The 17,988-nt window shown below is 68.4% G+C and carries 21 protein-coding genes and 1 riboswitch; of the genes, 9 read left to right on the top strand and 12 right to left on the bottom strand.

The features are described from left to right. Nucleotides 1–14: 14 nt before the first annotated feature. Nucleotides 15–566: a glycine zipper 2TM domain-containing protein gene (locus F3K02_RS16080; protein ID WP_177136640.1), complete on the top strand. Its 552-nt coding sequence runs from the start codon at nt 15–17 to the stop codon at nt 564–566. A 35-nt stretch (nt 567–601) separates the two neighbouring features. Here the strand turns inward: F3K02_RS16080 and F3K02_RS16075 are convergent, their stop codons facing one another. The 9 genes from F3K02_RS16075 to F3K02_RS16035 form a co-directional block, all read right to left on the bottom strand. After that, entirely contained in the window at nt 602–1,396 is a 795-nt protein-coding gene (locus tag F3K02_RS16075) for an MBL fold metallo-hydrolase (protein ID WP_177136639.1), read from the bottom strand. Then, complete coding sequence (locus tag F3K02_RS16070; protein WP_177136638.1) at nt 1,393–2,193, bottom strand: hypothetical protein; 801 nt, start codon at nt 2,191–2,193, stop codon at nt 1,393–1,395. Before F3K02_RS16070 ends, F3K02_RS16075 begins: the two co-directional genes overlap by 4 nt. After that, nucleotides 2,190–2,861 carry a cysteine hydrolase family protein gene (locus F3K02_RS16065; RefSeq protein WP_177136637.1) on the bottom strand — a complete coding sequence of 224 codons (672 nt, stop codon included), beginning with the start codon at nt 2,859–2,861 and terminating at the stop codon, nt 2,190–2,192. Before F3K02_RS16065 ends, F3K02_RS16070 begins: the two co-directional genes overlap by 4 nt. Continuing rightward, nucleotides 2,858–3,652 (bottom strand): creatininase, encoded by a 795-nt coding sequence (locus F3K02_RS16060; RefSeq protein ID WP_177136636.1) that lies wholly within the window; start codon nt 3,650–3,652, stop codon nt 2,858–2,860. The genes F3K02_RS16065 and F3K02_RS16060 overlap by 4 nt, the downstream gene beginning before the upstream one ends. 13 nt (nt 3,653–3,665) lie before the next feature. Next, nucleotides 3,666–4,583, bottom strand: a complete 918-nt coding sequence (locus F3K02_RS16055; RefSeq protein ID WP_177136635.1) for a DMT family transporter — start codon at nt 4,581–4,583, stop codon at nt 3,666–3,668. Continuing rightward, the gene (locus F3K02_RS16050) at nt 4,580–5,341 is read right to left on the bottom strand and encodes an SDR family NAD(P)-dependent oxidoreductase (protein WP_177136634.1); all 762 of its coding nucleotides are present in this window, start codon (nt 5,339–5,341) and stop codon (nt 4,580–4,582) included. Before F3K02_RS16050 ends, F3K02_RS16055 begins: the two co-directional genes overlap by 4 nt. A gap of 61 nt (nt 5,342–5,402) precedes the next feature. Next, nucleotides 5,403–6,182, bottom strand: a complete 780-nt coding sequence (locus F3K02_RS16045) for an SDR family NAD(P)-dependent oxidoreductase (RefSeq protein WP_343067097.1) — start codon at nt 6,180–6,182, stop codon at nt 5,403–5,405. A gap of 2 nt (nt 6,183–6,184) precedes the next feature. Next, entirely contained in the window at nt 6,185–7,198 is a 1,014-nt protein-coding gene (locus tag F3K02_RS16040; RefSeq protein WP_177136632.1) for a fatty acid desaturase, read from the bottom strand. An 89-nt stretch (nt 7,199–7,287) separates the two neighbouring features. Further along, nucleotides 7,288–8,328 carry an ABC transporter substrate-binding protein gene (locus F3K02_RS16035; protein ID WP_177136631.1) on the bottom strand — a complete coding sequence of 347 codons (1,041 nt, stop codon included), beginning with the start codon at nt 8,326–8,328 and terminating at the stop codon, nt 7,288–7,290. 52 nt (nt 8,329–8,380) lie between these two features. Further along, a riboswitch (guanidine-I (ykkC/yxkD leader) is annotated at nt 8,381–8,481 on the bottom strand. A 192-nt stretch (nt 8,482–8,673) separates the two neighbouring features. Here F3K02_RS16035 and F3K02_RS16030 point away from each other — a divergent pair. From F3K02_RS16030 to F3K02_RS16005, 6 genes are all read left to right on the top strand, one after another. Then, on the top strand, nt 8,674–9,027 hold the full coding sequence (locus F3K02_RS16030) for a zinc ribbon domain-containing protein YjdM (protein ID WP_177136630.1): 354 nt from the start codon (nt 8,674–8,676) through the stop codon (nt 9,025–9,027). Nucleotides 9,028–9,088: 61 nt separating this feature from the next. After that, on the top strand, nt 9,089–9,721 hold the full coding sequence (locus F3K02_RS16025; RefSeq protein WP_177136629.1) for an exonuclease domain-containing protein: 633 nt from the start codon (nt 9,089–9,091) through the stop codon (nt 9,719–9,721). Between the two features lie 308 nt (nt 9,722–10,029). Next, nucleotides 10,030–11,733, top strand: coding sequence for a 2-isopropylmalate synthase (gene leuA, locus F3K02_RS16020; RefSeq protein ID WP_177136628.1), 1,704 nt, complete (start codon nt 10,030–10,032; stop codon nt 11,731–11,733). A gap of 55 nt (nt 11,734–11,788) precedes the next feature. Continuing rightward, on the top strand, nt 11,789–12,259 hold the full coding sequence (locus F3K02_RS16015) for a C40 family peptidase (protein ID WP_177136627.1): 471 nt from the start codon (nt 11,789–11,791) through the stop codon (nt 12,257–12,259). Nucleotides 12,260–12,296: 37 nt separating this feature from the next. Then, nucleotides 12,297–13,403 (top strand): 3-deoxy-7-phosphoheptulonate synthase, encoded by a 1,107-nt coding sequence (locus F3K02_RS16010; protein WP_177136626.1) that lies wholly within the window; start codon nt 12,297–12,299, stop codon nt 13,401–13,403. 165 nt (nt 13,404–13,568) lie between these two features. Then, on the top strand, nt 13,569–14,372 hold the full coding sequence (locus tag F3K02_RS16005) for an SDR family NAD(P)-dependent oxidoreductase (protein ID WP_177136625.1): 804 nt from the start codon (nt 13,569–13,571) through the stop codon (nt 14,370–14,372). A 41-nt stretch (nt 14,373–14,413) separates the two neighbouring features. On the opposite strand, the gene infA is transcribed toward F3K02_RS16005, so the two are convergent. Next, complete coding sequence (infA, locus tag F3K02_RS16000; RefSeq protein WP_056265133.1) at nt 14,414–14,668, bottom strand: translation initiation factor IF-1; 255 nt, start codon at nt 14,666–14,668, stop codon at nt 14,414–14,416. Nucleotides 14,669–14,684: 16 nt separating this feature from the next. After that, nucleotides 14,685–14,996, bottom strand: coding sequence for a hypothetical protein (locus tag F3K02_RS15995; RefSeq protein WP_246309526.1), 312 nt, complete (start codon nt 14,994–14,996; stop codon nt 14,685–14,687). Nucleotides 14,997–15,468: 472 nt separating this feature from the next. Here F3K02_RS15995 and F3K02_RS15990 point away from each other — a divergent pair, with 472 nt between their 5' ends. After that, complete coding sequence (locus F3K02_RS15990) at nt 15,469–15,903, top strand: antitoxin PaaA2 family protein (RefSeq protein WP_177136624.1); 435 nt, start codon at nt 15,469–15,471, stop codon at nt 15,901–15,903. After that, on the top strand, nt 15,900–16,208 hold the full coding sequence (locus F3K02_RS15985; RefSeq protein WP_177136623.1) for a type II toxin-antitoxin system RelE/ParE family toxin: 309 nt from the start codon (nt 15,900–15,902) through the stop codon (nt 16,206–16,208). Before F3K02_RS15990 ends, F3K02_RS15985 begins: the two co-directional genes overlap by 4 nt. A gap of 21 nt (nt 16,209–16,229) precedes the next feature. On the opposite strand, the gene F3K02_RS15980 is transcribed toward F3K02_RS15985, so the two are convergent. Further along, entirely contained in the window at nt 16,230–17,930 is a 1,701-nt protein-coding gene (locus F3K02_RS15980) for an ABC1 kinase family protein (RefSeq protein WP_177136622.1), read from the bottom strand. Between the last annotated feature and the right edge of the window lie 58 nt (nt 17,931–17,988).

Raw genomic sequence — 17,988 nt, 5'->3', positions numbered from 1 at the left:
GAAGGAGTGTTCGCATGGACAAATCAATGATGAAGGGCATCGCCGTGGGCGGCATCGCCATGGTGGTGCTCGGGGCCAGCGGCTTCACCGGCTACCAGGCGCTGACACAGCCGACGTTCGCCGACGTGGTCGCGGCGAAAGAGGTGATGGAAACCGTGGTGACGCCACGGGAGCGCTGCGAGAACGTGCAGGTGCGGCGGCAGGCGCCGGTGAAGGACCAGCACCGCGTCGCGGGTTCGTTGATCGGCGGTGTGGCGGGTGGCCTGCTGGGCAGCAACATCGGCGGCGGCAACGGCAAGAAGCTGGCGACCGTGGCCGGGGCGGTGGCCGGGGGCTACGCGGGTAACCAGGTGCAAAAGAACCTGCAGGAGAACGACGTGGTCACGACGACCGAGCGCCGCTGCAGGACGGTGAAGCTCAAGTCGCAGAGGCTGGTCGGGTACGACGTGACCTACCGGCTCGAAGGCCAGGAGGGCAAGGTGCGCACCTCCTTCCAGCCGGGCGCCACGCTGCCGGTGAAGGACGGGCAGGTGGTGATCACGCCGCCGACCGGGATGCGTTCGTAAGTCCGGGTAGTCGGCGCCGGGGCCCGGTGGCCGGGCTACCCGCCAGCGGTCCCGTCGAGGCCTTCCAGCTTGCCCAGATACGCCCGCACCAGCTCGCGCAGCCGCGCCCGCCCGAAGCTCGGGTCGTGGCCCGCGTGCACCACGCTCACCGGCAGGCCCAGCAAGCGTTCCATGGTGCGCGCGTAGGCGGCGCGGTCGGAGTGGTGCAGGTCGTCGATGAGCGGGCCGTCGTAGATCGCGTCGCCGGAAAACAGCGTGCCGCTCCTGGCTTCCCACAGGCCGATGCTGCCGGGCGAGTGGCCGGGCAGGTGCAGCACCTCGAAGTGGCGGTTGCCGAGGTCGATGGTGTCGCCTTCTTCCAGCCGGCGCGTGACAGTGGCCTGTTTGATCTCCCAGGCCGAAAGATCGTAGTCGGGCGTGGGCAGGGCGGTGAGCGCGGGACCGCCGGTTTGATAGCCGGGCACTTCGATGTTGACTTCATTGAGGTCGAAGTCGGCCAGCGTGCCGTCGGGGTTGGCGTGGGTGAGCGCGTCCGCCTCCAGCCGGTGGCACCAGCATTCGGCGAACTCGTGGTGGCTGCCCACGTGGTCCAGGTGCACGTGGGTGGCGAGCGCGGCCACGCGCTGGCCGAAGAGGTGCCGCGAGGCGGCGTGCAGGCTGCTGACGCCGAGGCCGGTGTCGACCATGAGGTCGAGCCCGCGCCCGCGGATGTGCCAGATGTTGCAGCGGAGGAAAGGGATGACGTGCGGCTCGGTGATGAGGGTGATGCCCTCGCCGAGGTCGCGGAACTGGAACCAGTCGCCGTCGATGGGTTTGAGTGGGGTGGTCATGGGCGTTCGTGCATTTCGGCGATGGCCTCATTCCGCGTGTCGTCGACCCACTCCAGCACCTGCCACCCGCCCGCCAGCGGGCCGCGTTCCACACGGGCGCGCGCGGCGTCCACGCGGTGCAGGGCACAGGGCAGTACCTGGCCTTCCAGCGCGGGCTGGGTCGCGCGCTCCAGCGTCCACACGCCGTGCTCCTTCCTGCCGAACGCGATCTCGAAATCGAGCAGGGCACCGGCTTGCGTCGGGTGGCGCCGGATCAGATCGCCCAGGGTTTCACCGGGCACCAGATCGGCCGGCCAGGCGGCCACGCGCGGGCGCAGGTGCATGCAGTAGACGCCCGCCACCAGCAGGCGCTCGGCGGTGGGCTGACCGTCTGCGTCGAGCCGCGCGAGCGCGATGCGCCGGCCGAGCGAGCCGGGCAGGCGTTCCCACACTTCGAGGTAGAGGCCGTGGATGCCGGTTTCGATCACGCGCGCCGGGGTCTCGAACACCATGTGGCCGGCGTCGGGTGTGCTGCGCGGGGGCTGGAAGTCGATGACGCGCTGCCAGGTGCAGACCTCGGGCAGCGCCGCGTCGGGCCGGGTGATGGCGGTGGTGCCGGCGAAGCCTTGTGTCTGGGCGCGGCCTTCGGGGGTGTCACGCGGCGCATCGGGCGGCACGCGCAAATCGCCATGCCACAGGCCGGTCTGCAGCCAGCGCACCCAGGTGCTGGTGTCGCGGCCCTCGGGCGTTTCGAGCAGGGTGCGCGCCCACACGCCGTGGTACGCGGCGGGCACACCGGGGTGGTCGGGGGTGTTCATGCGGTGATTTTCGCGTGGAGAGCTTGCATCGCCCGCACGCAATCATCGGTGCCCATCACCGAACCGAAGATGCCACCTTCGACCCCGATCATGGCGAGCGCGGGCGCGTGCAGCTCGGGCTGGCTGGCGGCGGTGGCATCGCCCACGGTGGTGCAGCTGTAGCCGCGGTCCACCGCTTCGCGCAGCGTGGAGTGCACGCAGACTTCGGTGGTCACGCCGCAGAGGATGAGCTGGCCGATGCCAAAGGCGGCCAGCAGGGCACCCAGCGTGGTCTGGTGGAAGGCGCCGTAGCCCGGTTTGTCGATCACATGCTCGCTGACCAGCGGGCGCAGCGCGGGCACGAAGTCGTGGCCCTGTTCACCGCGCACCAGCAGGCGGCCCAGCGGGCCGTGGCTGCCGATGGGCGCGCCGGCCGCCACGCTGCGCGCCAGCTTGGCGGGCGGGCAGTCCGAGAGGTCGGGCAGATGCCCTTCGCGCGTGTGCACCACCAGCAGGCCCGCTGCGCGCGCGGCGGCCAGCAGGCGCTGCACCTGCGGCACCACGGCCTGCATGGGCGCGATGTCGATGCCGGCCTGGTGGGCGTAGCCTCCGGGGCTGCAGAAGTCGCGCTGCATGTCGATCACGAGCAGCGCGGTGGTGGCGGGGTCGAAGGTGGTCGGGGCGTTCATGGCGCGGGGCGGGTGAATCCGGTGGTGATGGCTTCGGCCATGCGGCGCGCCACCTCGTCGGCCAGCAGCTGGCCCTTGGCGGCGTCGGAGCCCTTGGCCGAGGACAGCACGCCCGAAGGCGGCACCCAGTCGGTGCGCGGCGGGTACATGTCGTAGGGCGGGAAGTCGGCCGGACCGTCATCGGGCAGCAGGTCCATGCGCACCAGGTTGGGGTGGTGGTGCAGCATCATGGACGTTTCCAGCACGGCGGCGTGCTCCAGCGCGAAGCCGGGGAAACCGTCGGGGAACACGTCGCCCAGGGTCTCGGGCGTCATGAAATCCCAGTACTCCAGGCGCATCACCTGCAGCGCGCAGGCCGGGTCGGCGGCCCTGGCGTCGCGCAGGCCGAGGTCGATGCCCTCGATCAGGAACCACTGGTTCTCGTAGTGGCCGTTCACGATCACGAGTTTCGTCAGGCTGTGACGCGCGAACTCGCGCACCGCGTCGCGCACCTGGCCGATCAGCGTGGCGGCGTCCACGCTGGTGGTGCCGCAGAAATGTTGCCCGCCGCCGCACTTGGGCTGCGACTTGTAGCCGTAGCTCAGCGTGGGCGCGACCAGCCCGCCCACGCGCGCCGCGGTGTCGGCGGCGACGGCGCTGGCGAGCAGACCGTCGGTGCCCAGCGGCAGGTGCGGGCCGTGCTGTTCGAGCGCGCCCACGGGCAGCAGCACGGGCGGGTGCTCGCGCTGGATGCGGGCCTGGTAGTCCAACCATGAGAGCTGGTTCATCCACACGGTGTTGTTGCGGTTCATCTCGGGTTCCTGTTCATGCGGGGGTGTTGCTCGGGCTGGCGTTCGGAGGCGTTTCGGCGCCGCTGCTGCCCAGCGCTTCCACCAGGGCCGCGGTTGCAATGAGCGCGCCACCCGCCCAGCCCATGGGCGTGAGGCTTTCGCCGCCGAACCACAGCGCGGTGAGCACGGCCACCACCAGTTCGGCCAGCAGGATCACGCCGGCACGGCTGCTCTCCAGGTGCGTCACGCCGAACTGCCAGGTGGCGGTGGCCAGCAGCAGCCAGCCAAAGCCGTAGCCCAGGATGCCGAGCCACACGCCCGCGCCCATGGCCGGCGCGCTGTGGCCCAGTGCGCTGGTGGCGGCGAGCGAAATCACACCGCAGCCGACAAACACGGACAGCGTCTTGGTGCGCATGGGCACGGCCTGCGCGGCGCGCGCGAGGATGTTGTTGGCCGCGAAGGCGAAGCCGGCCGAGAGCGCGAGGAAGTCCACGAAGCCGAGCGACAGGCTCAGCGCGCCCGGCCCGCCGAGCACCATCCACAGGCCCACGATGGCGGCCACCACCGCGGCCCAGCGCAGGGGCGGAATGCGCTCCTTCAGGAACAGCCGGCCACCCAGCACCGACCACACGGGCGAGAGGTAGAACAGGAACATCACCCGCACCACGTCGCCCATCATCAGCGCGTTGACGAACGAGGTGTTGGCCCAGCCGCCCACCAGCGCCAGCGCGAGCACATAGCCCCACTGCGCCCGCCAGGCCGCGCGGTCGCGCCAGATGAAGGGCAGCGCGCACAGGCCCACCAGCCCATACGACAGCAGCGACACCACCGGCCCGCTCAGGCCCTGCGCGATGAACCATTTCAGCGGCATCCACGACAGGCCCCAGAGCGAGGCGGAGAACAGCAGCACGCCGGTGGCGACGCGGTCTGACGGTTGCTTCAGAAGGTTCATGGCATGACGGAGCCGCCGTTGGGACCGAGCACCTGGCCGCAGTAGAAACGCGAGAGGTCGGACGCGAGGAACAGTGCCGTGGCGGCGATCTCTTCCGGCGCACCCAGGCGGTGCTGCGGAATGGCGAGTTCTTTCTCCACCCACTCGGCGCTCATGTGTTCGAGCGACACCATGGCGGTGGCCACCGGCCCGGGCGCGATGGCGTTGACGCGGATCTGGTGTGGCGCGAACTCGCGCGCCAGCGAGCGCGTGAGGCCGATCACGCCGGCCTTGGCGGTGCAGTAGGGCGCGTAGCGCTCGCGCCCGAGGATGCCGAGGTCGGACGCGATGTTGACGACGGCGCCGCTGCCGCGCGCCACCATGCCGGGCAGCACCGCGCGGCACATCAGGAAAACCGACTTGAGGTCGGTGCCGAGCATGCGGTCCCAGTCGGCTTCGGTGGTGTCGAGAAAGGCCTTCTCCTGGATGATGCCGGCGTTGTTGACCAGAATGTGCAGGGCGCCGCAGGCGGCGATGGCCTCGTCCACCAGGCGCTGCACCGCGCTGGCGTCGCTCACGTCGGCATCGAGGGCGATGGCCTGGCCGCCGGCGGCCTCGATGGTTTGCACCAGCGAGGCCGCTTCGGCGTCCTGCCCCCGGTGGTTGACCACCACGCGCGCACCGGCTTGCGCAAACAGCAGCGCGGTGGCGCGGCCGATGCCGGTGGCGGCGCCGGTGATCAGCGCGGTCTGGCCTTGCAAAGACACTGAAAAGCTCATTCGACAACCTCCGTACTTCGCACTGCGGTGCGAGCTGGCTTGGGGCGGCCCGGCGCAGCGCTCATGCCATCACCTCGCCGTGGCTGGCCACCAGGCACTGGCCGGTGAGCGGGGTGGCGCCTTCGCTGGCGAGGAAGAGGAACACGCCGGCGAGCTCGTCGGGCGTGAGCATCTTCGGCACGGCCTGGCGCGCGAGGATCTCGCGCTCCACCTCGGCCTCGCTGCGCCCGCTCTCGGTGGCCATCGCGGTCAGCGAACGCATCGCCGCCTCGGTGCGCACCCAGCCGGGGCAGACCGCGTTGACGCGGATGCCGCGCGGCCCCAGCTCCAGCGCGAGCGAGCGCGTGAGGCCCACGACCGCGTGTTTGCTCGCGCTGTAGGCCGAGAAACCGGCCACGCCGATGCGGCCCCAGATGGACGACTGGTTGATCACGCTCGCACCGCGCGGCAGCAGTGGCAGCAGTGCCTGCGTGAGCCGCACCATGCTGCTCACGTTGTTGTCGAGCAGGCCGGTCCAGCGCGCCATGAACCCCGCTTCGGCGTCGGCCAGTGGCGTGGGGTACTCGGTGCCGGCGTTGTTGACCAACACGTCGAGCTGGCCAAAGCGCTCCTGCACTTGGGCCGCCACGGCCGCCACGGCGGCATCGCTGCCGAGATCGCACACGGCGCTGTGCACCTGGCTGCTGTGCAGCGATTCCACCAGGGCGTCCAGCGGCGCGGCCGCGCGGTCGAGCAACATCAGCCGCGCACCTTGCGCGAGGAAGGCACGCGACAGCGCGCTGCCGATACCACCGGCCGCGCCGGTGATCAGCACGGTCTTGCCCTGCAGGCCGTAGTTCACGGTCACACCGCCGTCAAAAAGGACACACCCACGGCCCCGATGAAGCCGTCCGCGCGGTGTGGCGCCCCGGGCGGCAGCACCGCACCGTAGTCGCTCGCGAGCACGCGGGTCACGCGGTGGCGGTGGTAGGCGCGCAGCAGTTCGCCCACCGTGACCACCTGGGCATTGCCCGCGGGGTACAGCTCGCGGTGCAGGCGCGGCAGCTGGTACCAGGGTGCAACCGAGCGCTCGTGGTGTGCGTTGTGGAAACCGAAGTTGAGCCAGACCAGGTTGAGCCACTTCGCATCGAGTCCGACCACGTCGCTGTAGGTGTTGGCCTGCTCGTAGGCGCGGTCGCGCAGCTTGTCTTGCGGGATGGGCTTGTCGTCGAGGATGGGGTAGGCGTCGTAGGTGTGCTGGAAGCAGTCGGCAAAACGCAGCAGGTGCACGAACAGCAGGTAGGCCAGCGCGTAGAGCGCCAGCGCCTTGAGCGACCACCAGGCCAGCAGCGCCCAGGCGGCGAGCCGGATCATGGCGACACCGATCACGCGGCCACGCGCTGCTTTCTTGCGTTCACCCAGGAAGGGCAGCGCGATCACGAAGCCGCGCATGACGAACTCCACCGCAGGGATGTGCAGCCATTCGAGCGCCAGCACCATCCGCCGCACCAGCGGGTGGGCGCGCAGGAAACCCTGCAGGTCGAAGGTGATGACGTCGGCGCGTTCGACGTGGTGGCGCATGTGTTTGCGGCGCAGGTCGGCGAAGCTGGCGTAGGCGCTGCCGTTGATCCAGCTCATGAACTGGCCCCAGCGCTCGTTGGCCTGCGGCGTGCGGAAGATGGCGTGGTGGGCGAACTCGTGGATGAAGTAGGCCGACCAGGTGAGCGTGAGCGCGACCAGCAGCACGCCCAGCGCGTTGAGCGCCCAGTGGCTCTGGCCCAGCAGGGCGATGCCGAGCGGCCAGCCGAGCACGGTGAAGGCCAGCGCGGCGGTGTTGGGCCAGACGCCGTCGGCGTGGCGAAAAAGGGCTTGTTTCATGGCGGGAACTCCATGCAGAAAACGCGGGGTGGCCAGCGCTCCGCACGCCGGTGCCTTCGGCACGGGCGGCGGAGATCTCTGAGCGGGATTTACTTGGCCAGCGCCTTGACGAGCGAGGCGTCGAAGGTGGCTTCGGTGGCCGGGGCGGCCTTGATCTGGCCCTTGGCCACGAGCAGCTGGCCGATGATCTCGCCGCTGGCGTAGTACGAGGTGGTTTCCTTGGCCTTCACGAAGGCCTTGGGCATTTCGGCCAGCGGGATGTTGTAGACGCCGCTCATCTGTTCCTTGGCTTCCTTGGCCGAGACGCCCATGAACTTGCCGATGATCTTGGCGGCCTCATCGGGCTTGGCCTTCATGTAGGCCATGCCGTCGAGGTAGGCCTTCATGACGCCGGTGATCTCGGTCGGCTTGGCCTTGATGACCTTGTCGTCGAACACCAGCACGTCAGCGATCAGACCGGGCGCGTCCTTGGACGAGAAAACCACCTTGAACTTCTTGCCGCCGCCCTGGCCAAGGATCTGCGACAGGCTGGGTTCGTAGGTCACGCCAATGGGCAGTGCGCCCGAGGCCATGGCCGCGGGCACCGCTTCGGGCGTCATGCTCACGGGGCTGATGTCCTTCTCGCTCAGGTTCACCGTCTTGAGGGCGTAGGAGAGCAGAAAGTCGCTCGGCGAGAGCGGGTTGTAGCCGATCTTCTTGCCCTTGAAATCCGCCACCTTGGCGATGCTGCTGTCGGCCACGATGGCGTCGCCGCCGTTGGAGTAGTCGATGGGCATCACCACCTTCATGGCACGACCCGCCGCCACCTGACCGACCACCTGGTCGTAGGTCAGCATGCCGCCGTCGACCGCGCCCGATGCGATGGCCGCGGGGATCAGCGCCGGGTCGTTGAAGACCTGCAGCGAGACCTTGAGGTTGTGCTTCTTGAACAGGTCCAGCGATTCGGCCACGTAGAAGGGCCCGTAGCCGATCCAGACCACGGTGGCCAGTTTCATGTTGACGGGCGCAGCCATCGCCGCGGCGGTGGCGAGCGAGAGCGCGGCACCCAGCGCAGGCTTGAACAGCTTGCCGAGCACGGAAGAGGACGTGGTGGAACCTGCGGGAGAGGAGAAGAGACCAGCCAGTTTCATGATGAAGCTCCGTTTGATGAGGGATGGGCGCAGGAGAACCGATCTGACGTCGTTCTCCCGGGCTTTTATCCCTCCGTGGAGCCTGCGATGAGGCCGGTCCACTCTCGGACCAGACCCCGCGGTGAAGCGGACGGAACCCTAGTGGACCTACGCACGAGCCGCTGCCCCTGTGTGCAGACCGCTCTCCATGCTGATACCCCCGGATGCATGGATCGTGCCAGCACCGCTGGCCCGTTTTTGCACCAAATCGCGGCACACCGCACCCCACACACCGACCTCAGCCCTGAATTTGGTGCATGGGGCGGGGCCTAGAATCCCCTGCACCACCGCATACCCGTGCTCACCATGCCCCACACCATTCCCGCCTGCCCGCAATGCGGTCTTGAAAACACCTACCCCGACGGCGACCACTTTGTCTGCCCGGACTGCGCCTTCGAGTGGCCGCAGACGGCAGCGGGCGCCGAAGACGAGGCCGCCGGCGACGGCACCGTGAAAGACGCCAACGGCAACCCGCTGGCCGACGGCGACTCGGTGATCCTGGTCAAGGACCTGAAGGTCAAGGGCTCGTCCACCGTGCTCAAGAAGGGCAGCAAGATCAAGGGCATCCGCCTGGTGGACGGCAACGACGGCCACAACGTGGATTGCAAGACCGAGCTGGGGCCGATGCTGCTGAAGTCGGAGTTTTTGAAGAAGGCATGAGCGCAGCGCCGGGCCGTTCCCAAGCCAGCTCGCACCGCAGCCCGCAGGGCGAAGGACTCCAGTGAATCGTATCGCCGTCATCGACTTCGAAACCACCGGCATCTCGCCCGGCCAGGGCGACCGCGCCACCGAGGTGGCCATCGTGCTGCTGGAGCGCGGCCAGGTAGTGGACCGCTTCCAGAGCCTGATGAACGCGGGCGTGCACATCCCGGCCTTCATCACGCAGCTCACCGGCATCACCAACGCCATGGTGGCGGGCGCGCCGCCGGCCGAGGCCGTGATGGCGGATGCCGCCCGCTTCGTGGGGGAGGTGCCGATGGTGGCGCACAACGCGTCTTTCGACCGCCGCTACTGGATCGCCGAGCTCGCACGCGCCGGTGTGCCGGCACCGCAGCCTTTTGCCTGCACCGTGCTGCTCTCGCGCCGTCTCTATCCCGAGGCGCCGAGCCACAAACTGGGCAGCCTGGTGGACTGGTTCCAGCTGCCCCGGACCGGCCGTGCCCACCGCGCGCTGGCCGACGCCGAAATGGCGGCGGAGCTGCTGCAACGCATCCAGCGCGACCTGCGCACACGCCACGGTGTGGCCGAACCGGACCACGCGTACCTGATGGGCCTGCAGCGCTGCACCAAGGCGGCCGTGGCCAAGCTGCTGGCCCGTCACGCCGTGCCACAGGGTGTCTTGAGCGCCCCCTGACCTCCTTCGCGCGCAGCGAAGCAGATCCCGCGAGAGCGGAGCGCGAACCCCGCCGCCCATCAGCCGGTAGGCCAACGCCGAAAGGCCCGTGCTACGATTTGCGGCCATGCAACGCCGCACACTCCCGTCCACCCTATCGCTAAGCCTAGTGCTCGGCCGGGGTCTGCCTGCGTTCGCCTCTCTCGTTGCCTGAAGCGCAACACCCGACTTCCCCCTGACCCCGGCCCACGAACCAGCCTCCATCACATGGAGGGCTGCAGGGGATGTCGCCTGTGTTTTTTCAGATCCCCCGATTCGTGGAGCCGCTCATGATTGCCCAACCCGCCCGCAAGTACCAGGCCTTTGCCCCCGTCGAGTTGCACGACCGCACCTGGCCGTCCCAGTCCCTCACCCACGCCCCCGTCTGGCTGTCCACCGACCTGCGCGACGGCAACCAGGCGCTGTTCGAGCCCATGAACGTCGAGCGCAAGCTGCAGCTCTTTCAGGAGCTGGTGCGCATCGGCTTCAAGGAGATCGAGGTGGGTTTTCCGGCGGCCTCGCAGACCGACCACGATTTCGTGCGCCGCCTCATCGACGAAGACCTCGTGCCCGATGACGTGACGCTGATGGTGATGACGCAGTCGCGCGCCGATCTCATTGAGCGCACGGTGGACGCCATGCGCGGTGCGCCGCGCGCCATCGTGCACCTCTACAACGCCACCGCCAGGGTCTGGCGCCGCGTGGTGTTCGGCATGAACGTGACGCAGGTGATGGCCCTGGTTCAGGACCACGTGTCGCTCCTGAAGCGCCTCACCGACGCCCGGCCCGAGACGCGCTGGACCCTGCAGTACTCGCCCGAGACCTTCAGCGCCACCGAACTGGAGGTGTCGCTCAGGGCCTGCCAGACGGCCATCGCCACCTGGGGCGCGGGGCCGGGGCGCGAGGTGATCATCAACCTGCCCAGCACGGTGGAAAACGCCACGCCCAACGTGTTCGCCGACCAGATCGAGTGGATGCACCGCCGCCTGAGCCCGCGCGAGCACATCGTGCTTTCGGTGCACCCGCACAACGACCGCGGCACCGGCGTGGCCGCGGCCGAGCTGGCGATGCTGGCCGGGGCGCAGCGCGTGGAAGGCTGCCTGTTCGGCAACGGCGAACGCTGCGGCAACCTCGACCTCGTCACGGTCGCGCTCAACCTCTACACCCAGGGCATCCACCCGGGCCTGGACTTCTCCGACATCAACGGCGTGGCGCGCGTGGCAGAGGCCTGCACGGGCCTGCCCATCCACCCACGCCATCCCTACGCGGGCGACCTCGTGTTCACCTCGTTCTCCGGCTCGCACCAGGACGCGATCAAGAAGGGTTTCGCGGCGCACGATCCCGAGGGCCTGTGGCAGATCCCCTACCTGCCCATCGACCCGGCCGATCTCGGTCGCACCTACGACAGCGTGATCCGCGTCAACAGCCAGTCGGGCAAGGGCGGCATCGCTTTCCTGCTGGAGCGCGAGCGTGGCGTGGTGATGCCACGGCGCATGCAGGTGGAGTTCAGCGCCGCCGTGCAGCGCCACACCGACGCCAGCGAAACCGAGATGAGCGGCCCGGCGCTGTGGGCGCTGTTCCAGACCACCTACCTCGACCCGGGCACCGCGTTGTCCGCGGTGGCGCAGGCCATCACCTGCCACGCGCACCGCCTGTCGGAGGACGGCCAGGGCATCGAGCTGGACGTCACGATCGAAGGCGTGCGGCAGACGCTGCAAGGGCAGGGCAACGGCCCGATTGCCGCGACCGTCGATGCGCTGGGCCTGCCGCTGGAGGTGCACGGCTACGAAGAGCGGGCCACCGGCGCGGGCGCCCAGGCGCAGGCCCTGGCCATCGTGGAGGCCGGGCTCGCCGGCACGCCCGGCGCGACCTTCGGCGTGGGCCTGGACAGCAACATCGTCACCGCCTCGGTACGGGCCGTGCTGAGCGTGGCCAACCGCCTGGTGGCACCGCCCCGGACGGCGCCTGCGGTGGCCGCCACTGCCGAAGGCTGATCCGATCGGGCTGCGCGGATGGGCGGCAACGGCCCATCCGTTACCCTTGGCACCCATGCGCCGTGTCCTGCCCATCCTCGCCCTGACCGCCACCCTGCTGATCGCCGGCTGCGGCAGCACGCCCCCGCCGCGCGGGCCAGCGTACCGCGCGTTGTCGGCCGAGCAGTCGAGCGACATCGCGATCCACGCGCTGGGGCTGGTGGGCACGCCCTACCGCTACGGCGGCAACACGCCCGAGAGCGGCTTCGACTGCAGTGGCCTGATCGGCTACGTGTACAAGAGCCGCGCTGGCGTGGCGCCGCCTCGCACGGTGGCGCAGCTGTCGGGCTTCGGCCAGCCGGTGAGCACCCGCGAGCTGCGCACCGGCGACCTCGTGATCTTTGGTTCCGGTCGGCCGTTCCACGCCGGCATCTACGTCGGCGAAGGCCGCTTCGTGCACGCACCGTCCACCGGCGGCACGGTGCGGCTAGACCGGCTGGACAACCGCTACTGGGCGCGCCAGAGCACCGCCTTCCGCCGCCCTTGAAGGGCGGCCCTTGGTGGCCGCGCGACAATACCGGGCTATGACCCACGCCCACCGCACCACCACCCCGCTGTCCACCCAGGACACCACCCGCATCGACGACCTGCGCATCGGCGCGGTGCGCCCGCTCATCACGCCCGCCCTGCTGCAGGAATGGCTGCCCACGCCGCCCGAGGCATTGGCGCTGGTCGAGAGCAGCCGCGCCGCGCTCTCGCGCGTGCTGAACGGGCAGGACGACCGGCTGATCGTGGTGGTCGGGCCGTGCTCCATCCACGACCACGGGCAGGCCATGGAATACGCCCGTTTGCTGAAAAAACAGGTGGACGCGCTGAACAGAGATCTGCTCATCGTCATGCGCGTGTATTTTGAGAAGCCGCGCACCACCGTGGGCTGGAAGGGCTACATCAACGACCCACACCTGGACGGCAGCTTTGCCATCAACGAAGGCCTGGAGCTGGCACGCCAGCTGCTGCTGGACGTGCTGGCGCTGGGCCTGCCGGTGGGCACCGAATTTCTCGACCTGCTGAGCCCGCAGTTCATCAGCGATCTGGTGAGCTGGGGCGCGATTGGCGCGCGCACGACCGAAAGCCAGAGCCATCGCCAGCTCGCCAGCGGCCTCTCGTGCCCGGTGGGCTTCAAGAACGGCACCGACGGCGGCATCAAGGTGGCGAGCGACGCCATCCAGGCCGCACAAGCGCCGCACGCCTTCATGGGCATGACCAAGATGGGCCAGGCCGCGATCTTCGAAACGCGTGGCAACGCGGATTGCCACGTCATCCTGCGTGGTGGCAAAGCGACCAACTACAGCGCCGCCGATGTGGATGCCGCCTGCGCTCTGCTCAAGACCGCGGGCCTGCGCGAGCAGGTGATGATCGACGTCTCGCACGCCAACAGCAGCAAGCAGCACCGCCGGCAGATCGACGTGTCCGCCGACGTGGCGCAGCAGATCGCCGCGGGCGACGCGCGCATCACCGGTGTGATGATCGAAAGCCACCTGAACGAAGGCCGCCAGGACATCGTGCCCGGCCAGCCGCTGCAGCACGGCGTGAGCGTGACCGACGCCTGCATCAGTTTCGAACAGACCGTGCCGGTGTTGCAGGGTCTGGCCGAAGCGGTGCGGGCACGGCGCTCAAAAACCAGCCGCTGACCCACCGCCACCTCGGCGAGCAGGCCGTCCAGGCTGGCTCGCGGTCCGTGGCACTGTCAACTTTTACAGGGATTTGTTCCCGCTCCTGTGCCGGGTGTCTAGAGTGCGCCAGTCGCTGGCTTTGGCTGGCGTCTCATTCACCCACAACAGCATTCAGGAGGTTTCATGTCCCCATTCAATCTGACCGGCCGCAAGGCCCTGGTGACCGGCGGTGCCCGGGGCCTGGGCGCCGGCATGGCCGTGGCACTGGCCGCGGCCGGGGCATCCGTGATGATTGGCGACGTGCTCGAAGAGCAGGGCCAGGCGACCGCGCGGGCCCTGGCCGCCACGGGCGCCCAGGCCGCGTTTGTGCACCTGGATGTGACCGACGAAGCCCACTGGCTCGCGGCGATCAGCGCCACGCACTCGGCGTTCGGGGGGTTTGACATCCTGATCAACAACGCCGGCATCGAGTTCACCGCGCTGGTGACGGAGATCGATCCCGACGCACTGCGCCGCATGCTCGACGTGAACATCGTCGGCACCGCGATCGGCATGAAACAGGCTTTCCGCGCCATGCGCCCGGGTGGTCTGGCCGGGCAGGGCGGCGTGGTGGTCAACGTGTCGTCGGTGGCGGCCACCATCGCGTTTCCCGCCATTGCGGGCTACTCGGCCACCAAATCCGCCGTGGACCGGCTCACGCGCGTGGGCGCCATGGAGGCGGGCAAGCTGGGCTACGGGGTGCGTGTGAACAGCATCTACCCCGGCCTCGTGCCCACCGACATGGGCATGAAGCTCGCCAGCGACGTGGTGGGTGCCGGCTTGTTCGAATCCCCCGATGCCGCTGTGAGGGCCATCGTGGAGCAGACGCCACTGGGGCGCCTGGGCACGGTAAGCGACATGGCCGACGCGGTGGTCTTCCTGTGCTCCGACGCTTCGCGCTTCATCACGGGTGCGGGTCTGCCCGTGGACGGTGGCATGGGCATGTGAGGTCGGATCGGGCGCGAGCCCGGTCAACCCCGGTGCTCAACTCAGCGTGGCTTGCGCGGCACCATCGGGCCGCGGCCTTCGATGTGGCGGAAATTGATCCGGCCCTTGGTCAGGTCGTAGGGCGAGAGTTCGAGAGAAACCCGGTCACCCGCCAAGATGCGGATGTGGTTCTTTTTCATCTTGCCGGCGGAGTAGGCAATCAGCTGGTGACCGTTGTCCAGCGTCACGCGAAAGCGCGTGTCGGGCAACACCTCGTTAACGATGCCCATCATGTCGATCAGTTCTTCCTTGGCCATGTGAGGCTCCTTTGCTTCAAATACAAATCTGGGGAGAAGGCACCGTCGCTGCCACGGTGGCCGGGCGCACGCGAATGCGCAACGCGTCGTTCACCCAGTCGATGCCTTGCGCCACGGCGTAATGCGCCGCTGCGTCGTGTGTGGGGAAATCATCGTGGAAGCGCATGACACGGTCGGTACAGGCGCTGCCCGAGCCGCTGGCGATGGACACCTGGGCGGCAAAACGGCCGCACGGCAGCGGCCGAGGGCAAGCCGCGATGCGGTACTTGCCCAGAGTGAGAGGAGACAGTCTCTTCGTTGTTGTGGTCGTGGAAATCGTATGAATCATCAAAAACATCAAAGGGCGGAACGCCGCGGTCTTATGGACCGCACAGCAGGAAAACGCCCGAAAAACACATTGGCAGCCCCAAGCGCCGGGGTGCCCGACTGAATCACCCGGCGCCGGCACGGTGTCGGGAACACCAGCCAGAACCAGAGCACGCGCCACGGCAGGGGCATCGGCAACAGCAGGGAGAAGATTGCGACGGCGCCGACCTGGAAAAGGTGCGGGGCTGGCACGGCTCGCGATGGAGGGGCTGGACCAGCGGCCCCTCTGCCGGGGGCGGTGCGTCAAGGTCATCAAACCCGGACGCGGCTGGTCGCCCAAGGCGAACCAGTTAATGTACCACGATGTGGAAAAACGTGCATGCGTGCTTCTGGTGGTCGCGATCCAGTTGACCCACCGCATCGGAAAGGCACGACATTTGATCTTTGCATGATCAACATATAAACTGCACTTTATTAATATTACTCATGCTCCCATGAACACGCTGACCCAGATCCAGTTCCAGGCTGCTTTTGCACACGGCGCAGTGAAGTCTGTCGAGATTGAGCCCGTGGGAGCGCGCTTTGCAGTCAAGCTGCTCACGCTGACTGGTCAGGCCACGCTGGTGCAAGCCCGTAGCACCGAGCCCCGCCTGTTTGGCAGCGTGGACAGCGCGCTGAAACTGCTGCACAAGCTGGGCGTGCGCCGCATCGTGCTGGACCGGCTGGACCAGTGGCACCCCGAACAAGCCGAACTGGCGCGACGCAGCAGGCCTGACCGCGCCGAAGCCATGACCCGCGCCGCCGAATACGACCGCTGGGTGCGAGCCAAAGTGCAGACCAGCCGCGACGACCCGCGCTCCGCCATCAGCGAGCCCGACTGGGAGCGCATCCGCAGCGACAAACTCGCTGCCCAGCGGCAGACCTCATGAGCTGCGCCGTCTGGCGCATCCTCCGACGACCCGAGTACCGGGAAGATCTCGACGCCATCGAAGCCTGGATTGCTCGCGACAACCCGCGCGCGGCCATCGACATGTGGTTGTTGATCGACAGCCAGGTGGACCAGCTCGCCGATCCCAACTTTCCCCGCCGCACCAGCAGCCGCGTCCCGGGTGCGCACGAACTGGTGGCGCATCAAAACTACATCGTGTACTTCGATCAGGACGAGACCAACTGCACGATCACCGTGCGGGCGGTGGTGCATGTGGCGCGGCAGTTTCCGCTCAGCCCAACATGACCCCGCGGCTCGACGAGCTGTTCACTCCTCCCCCACATCCCGCCCCTTGCTGCTGCGCCAGATCGCCCGCACCAGCCACAGCCCGCCGACGAACGCACTGGCAAAGCCGAGGAAACCGAAGGCGGGCAGACCGAACAGGGTGGGGCCACCTTTGACGGTCATGACAATGGAGGAACCGATGATGAGCGCGGCGATCACCAGCGCCATGGTGAGGCGGTTGGCGGCGCGGTCGATCTGGTCGCCCACGCGCTTGAGGTGCGCCAGCTCGATGCCCACGTGCACCTTGCCACGGCGCGCGTTGCGCAGCAGGCGCGAGACGTCGTGTGGCAGCTGTTCGGCCACGGCGAGCGTGCGGCGCAGGGTCTGCCAGGCGCGGTTGGCCACGACCTTGGGCTGGTAGCGCGCGCGCACCACCTGCTTGAGCAGCGGCAGGGCTTCGGTGGTCATGTGGAACTCGGGGTCGAGGCCACGGCCCATGCCTTCGAGCGTGATGAAGGCCTTGATCAGCAGGGCCATGTCGGAGGGCAGGCCGAGGTGGTGTTCGCGCAGGATGGTGGTGACGTCGGCGAGCATCTCGCCAAGATTCAGCTGGGCCAACGGCACGCCGTGGTACTGGTCGACGAAGGTTTCGATCTCGGTTTCGAGCAGGCTGAGATTGACGCCGTGCTCGTCGCCGGTCCAGTCGAGCAGCACATCGGCCACGGTCTGGGGGTTTCGCTCCACCAGGCCCAGCAGCAGGTTCAGGAGTTCTTCGCGTCGGCGCACCGAGAGGCGCCCGACCATGCCGAAGTCGATGAAGGCGATGCGGTTGTCTTCAAGGTAGATGACGTTGCCAGGGTGCGGGTCGGCGTGGAAAAGGCCGTCTTCGACGATCTGCTTGAGCACGGCCTGTGCGCCGCGTTTCGCCAGCAGGCTGCGGTCCAGCCCCAGGGCGTCGAGCTGGTCGAGTTGATTGCCGGCGGTGCCATGCACGTAGTCCTGCACGTTGACGCGCTCTTTCGTGTGCGCCCAGTGCACCTTGGGCACCACGATCCAGGGCAACGAAGCGAGGTTGGCGGCGATGCGTTCGGCGTTGCGGCATTCGCTGGCCAGATCGAGTTCGCGCTTGAGGGAGCGGGCCAGTTCGCGCACCAGTTGCTGCGGGCGGTAGGGTTTCAGCGCCGGGATTTCGGCTTCGGCGATGGCGGCCAGCCGGGCCAGCAGGCGCAGGTCGGCCTCGATGGTTTCGGTGATGCCGGGGCGGCGGATCTTGACGACCACTTCGGTGCCATCGTGCAGCTGGGCGCGGTGCACCTGGGCAATGGAGGCGGCGGCGAGCGGTTCGGTGTCGAACCGGGCAAAAAGGGTTTCAGGCTCGCCGCCGAGGTCTTCGCGCAGCTGCGGCAGCAGGATATCCAGTGGCACCGCAGGCACCTGGCTGTGGAGCTTCTCGAACTCCGCGATGAATTCGGGGCCGAACAGGTCGGCGCGGCCGGCCAGGATCTGGCCGAGCTTGACGAAGGTGGGGCCGAGCTCTTCGAGCGTGAGGCGCAGCTGCACCGGCGGTTCGAGCCGCGCCAGATCGGCCGCGTGTTCCCACTTGAGCACGTGACCCGCGCGCTCCAGACGGTCGGCCAGGCCCAGGCGGCGCACGCTGTCGCCGAAGCCGTGGCGGATGAGCACGCCCAGAATGGTGTTCAGGCGGCCCATGTCTCGGGCTGCGCCCAGGGTTTCGATCAGCATGGGCCCATCATAAAGACCCCCTGCCGCGCTGCGCGCGTCCCCCCTGGAAGGGGGGCGA

Origin of the sequence: Hydrogenophaga aromaticivorans, assembly GCF_013387465.1 — a bacterium.
GTDB classification, from domain to species: Bacteria; Pseudomonadota; Gammaproteobacteria; order Burkholderiales; family Burkholderiaceae_C; genus Hydrogenophaga; species Hydrogenophaga aromaticivorans.
Note: the sequence above shows the minus strand (reverse complement) of the source record. Positions and strands in the feature narration are given on the sequence as shown.

What these genes read in the sequence shown, in the direction of transcription:
- F3K02_RS16010 (WP_177136626.1), top strand. Translation starts at nt 12,297, where the DNA reads ATGACCCACGCCCACCGCACCACCACCCCGCTGTCCACCCAGGACACC.
- F3K02_RS16055 (WP_177136635.1), bottom strand. Translation starts at nt 4,583, where the DNA reads ATGAACCTTCTGAAGCAACCGTCAGACCGCGTCGCCACCGGCGTGCTG.
- F3K02_RS16035 (WP_177136631.1), bottom strand. Translation starts at nt 8,328, where the DNA reads ATGAAACTGGCTGGTCTCTTCTCCTCTCCCGCAGGTTCCACCACGTCC.
- F3K02_RS15990 (WP_177136624.1), top strand. Translation starts at nt 15,469, where the DNA reads ATGAACACGCTGACCCAGATCCAGTTCCAGGCTGCTTTTGCACACGGC.
- F3K02_RS16005 (WP_177136625.1), top strand. Translation starts at nt 13,569, where the DNA reads ATGTCCCCATTCAATCTGACCGGCCGCAAGGCCCTGGTGACCGGCGGT.
- F3K02_RS16075 (WP_177136639.1), bottom strand. Translation starts at nt 1,396, where the DNA reads ATGACCACCCCACTCAAACCCATCGACGGCGACTGGTTCCAGTTCCGC.
- F3K02_RS16030 (WP_177136630.1), top strand. Translation starts at nt 8,674, where the DNA reads ATGCCCCACACCATTCCCGCCTGCCCGCAATGCGGTCTTGAAAACACC.
- infA (WP_056265133.1), bottom strand. Translation starts at nt 14,668, where the DNA reads ATGGCCAAGGAAGAACTGATCGACATGATGGGCATCGTTAACGAGGTG.
- F3K02_RS16040 (WP_177136632.1), bottom strand. Translation starts at nt 7,198, where the DNA reads ATGAAACAAGCCCTTTTTCGCCACGCCGACGGCGTCTGGCCCAACACC.
- F3K02_RS16015 (WP_177136627.1), top strand. Translation starts at nt 11,789, where the DNA reads ATGCGCCGTGTCCTGCCCATCCTCGCCCTGACCGCCACCCTGCTGATC.
- F3K02_RS15995 (WP_246309526.1), bottom strand. Translation starts at nt 14,996, where the DNA reads ATGATTCATACGATTTCCACGACCACAACAACGAAGAGACTGTCTCCT.
- F3K02_RS15985 (WP_177136623.1), top strand. Translation starts at nt 15,900, where the DNA reads ATGAGCTGCGCCGTCTGGCGCATCCTCCGACGACCCGAGTACCGGGAA.
- F3K02_RS16050 (WP_177136634.1), bottom strand. Translation starts at nt 5,341, where the DNA reads ATGAGCTTTTCAGTGTCTTTGCAAGGCCAGACCGCGCTGATCACCGGC.
- F3K02_RS15980 (WP_177136622.1), bottom strand. Translation starts at nt 17,930, where the DNA reads ATGCTGATCGAAACCCTGGGCGCAGCCCGAGACATGGGCCGCCTGAAC.
- F3K02_RS16080 (WP_177136640.1), top strand. Translation starts at nt 15, where the DNA reads ATGGACAAATCAATGATGAAGGGCATCGCCGTGGGCGGCATCGCCATG.
- F3K02_RS16070 (WP_177136638.1), bottom strand. Translation starts at nt 2,193, where the DNA reads ATGAACACCCCCGACCACCCCGGTGTGCCCGCCGCGTACCACGGCGTG.
- leuA (WP_177136628.1), top strand. Translation starts at nt 10,030, where the DNA reads ATGATTGCCCAACCCGCCCGCAAGTACCAGGCCTTTGCCCCCGTCGAG.
- F3K02_RS16065 (WP_177136637.1), bottom strand. Translation starts at nt 2,861, where the DNA reads ATGAACGCCCCGACCACCTTCGACCCCGCCACCACCGCGCTGCTCGTG.
- F3K02_RS16060 (WP_177136636.1), bottom strand. Translation starts at nt 3,652, where the DNA reads ATGAACCGCAACAACACCGTGTGGATGAACCAGCTCTCATGGTTGGAC.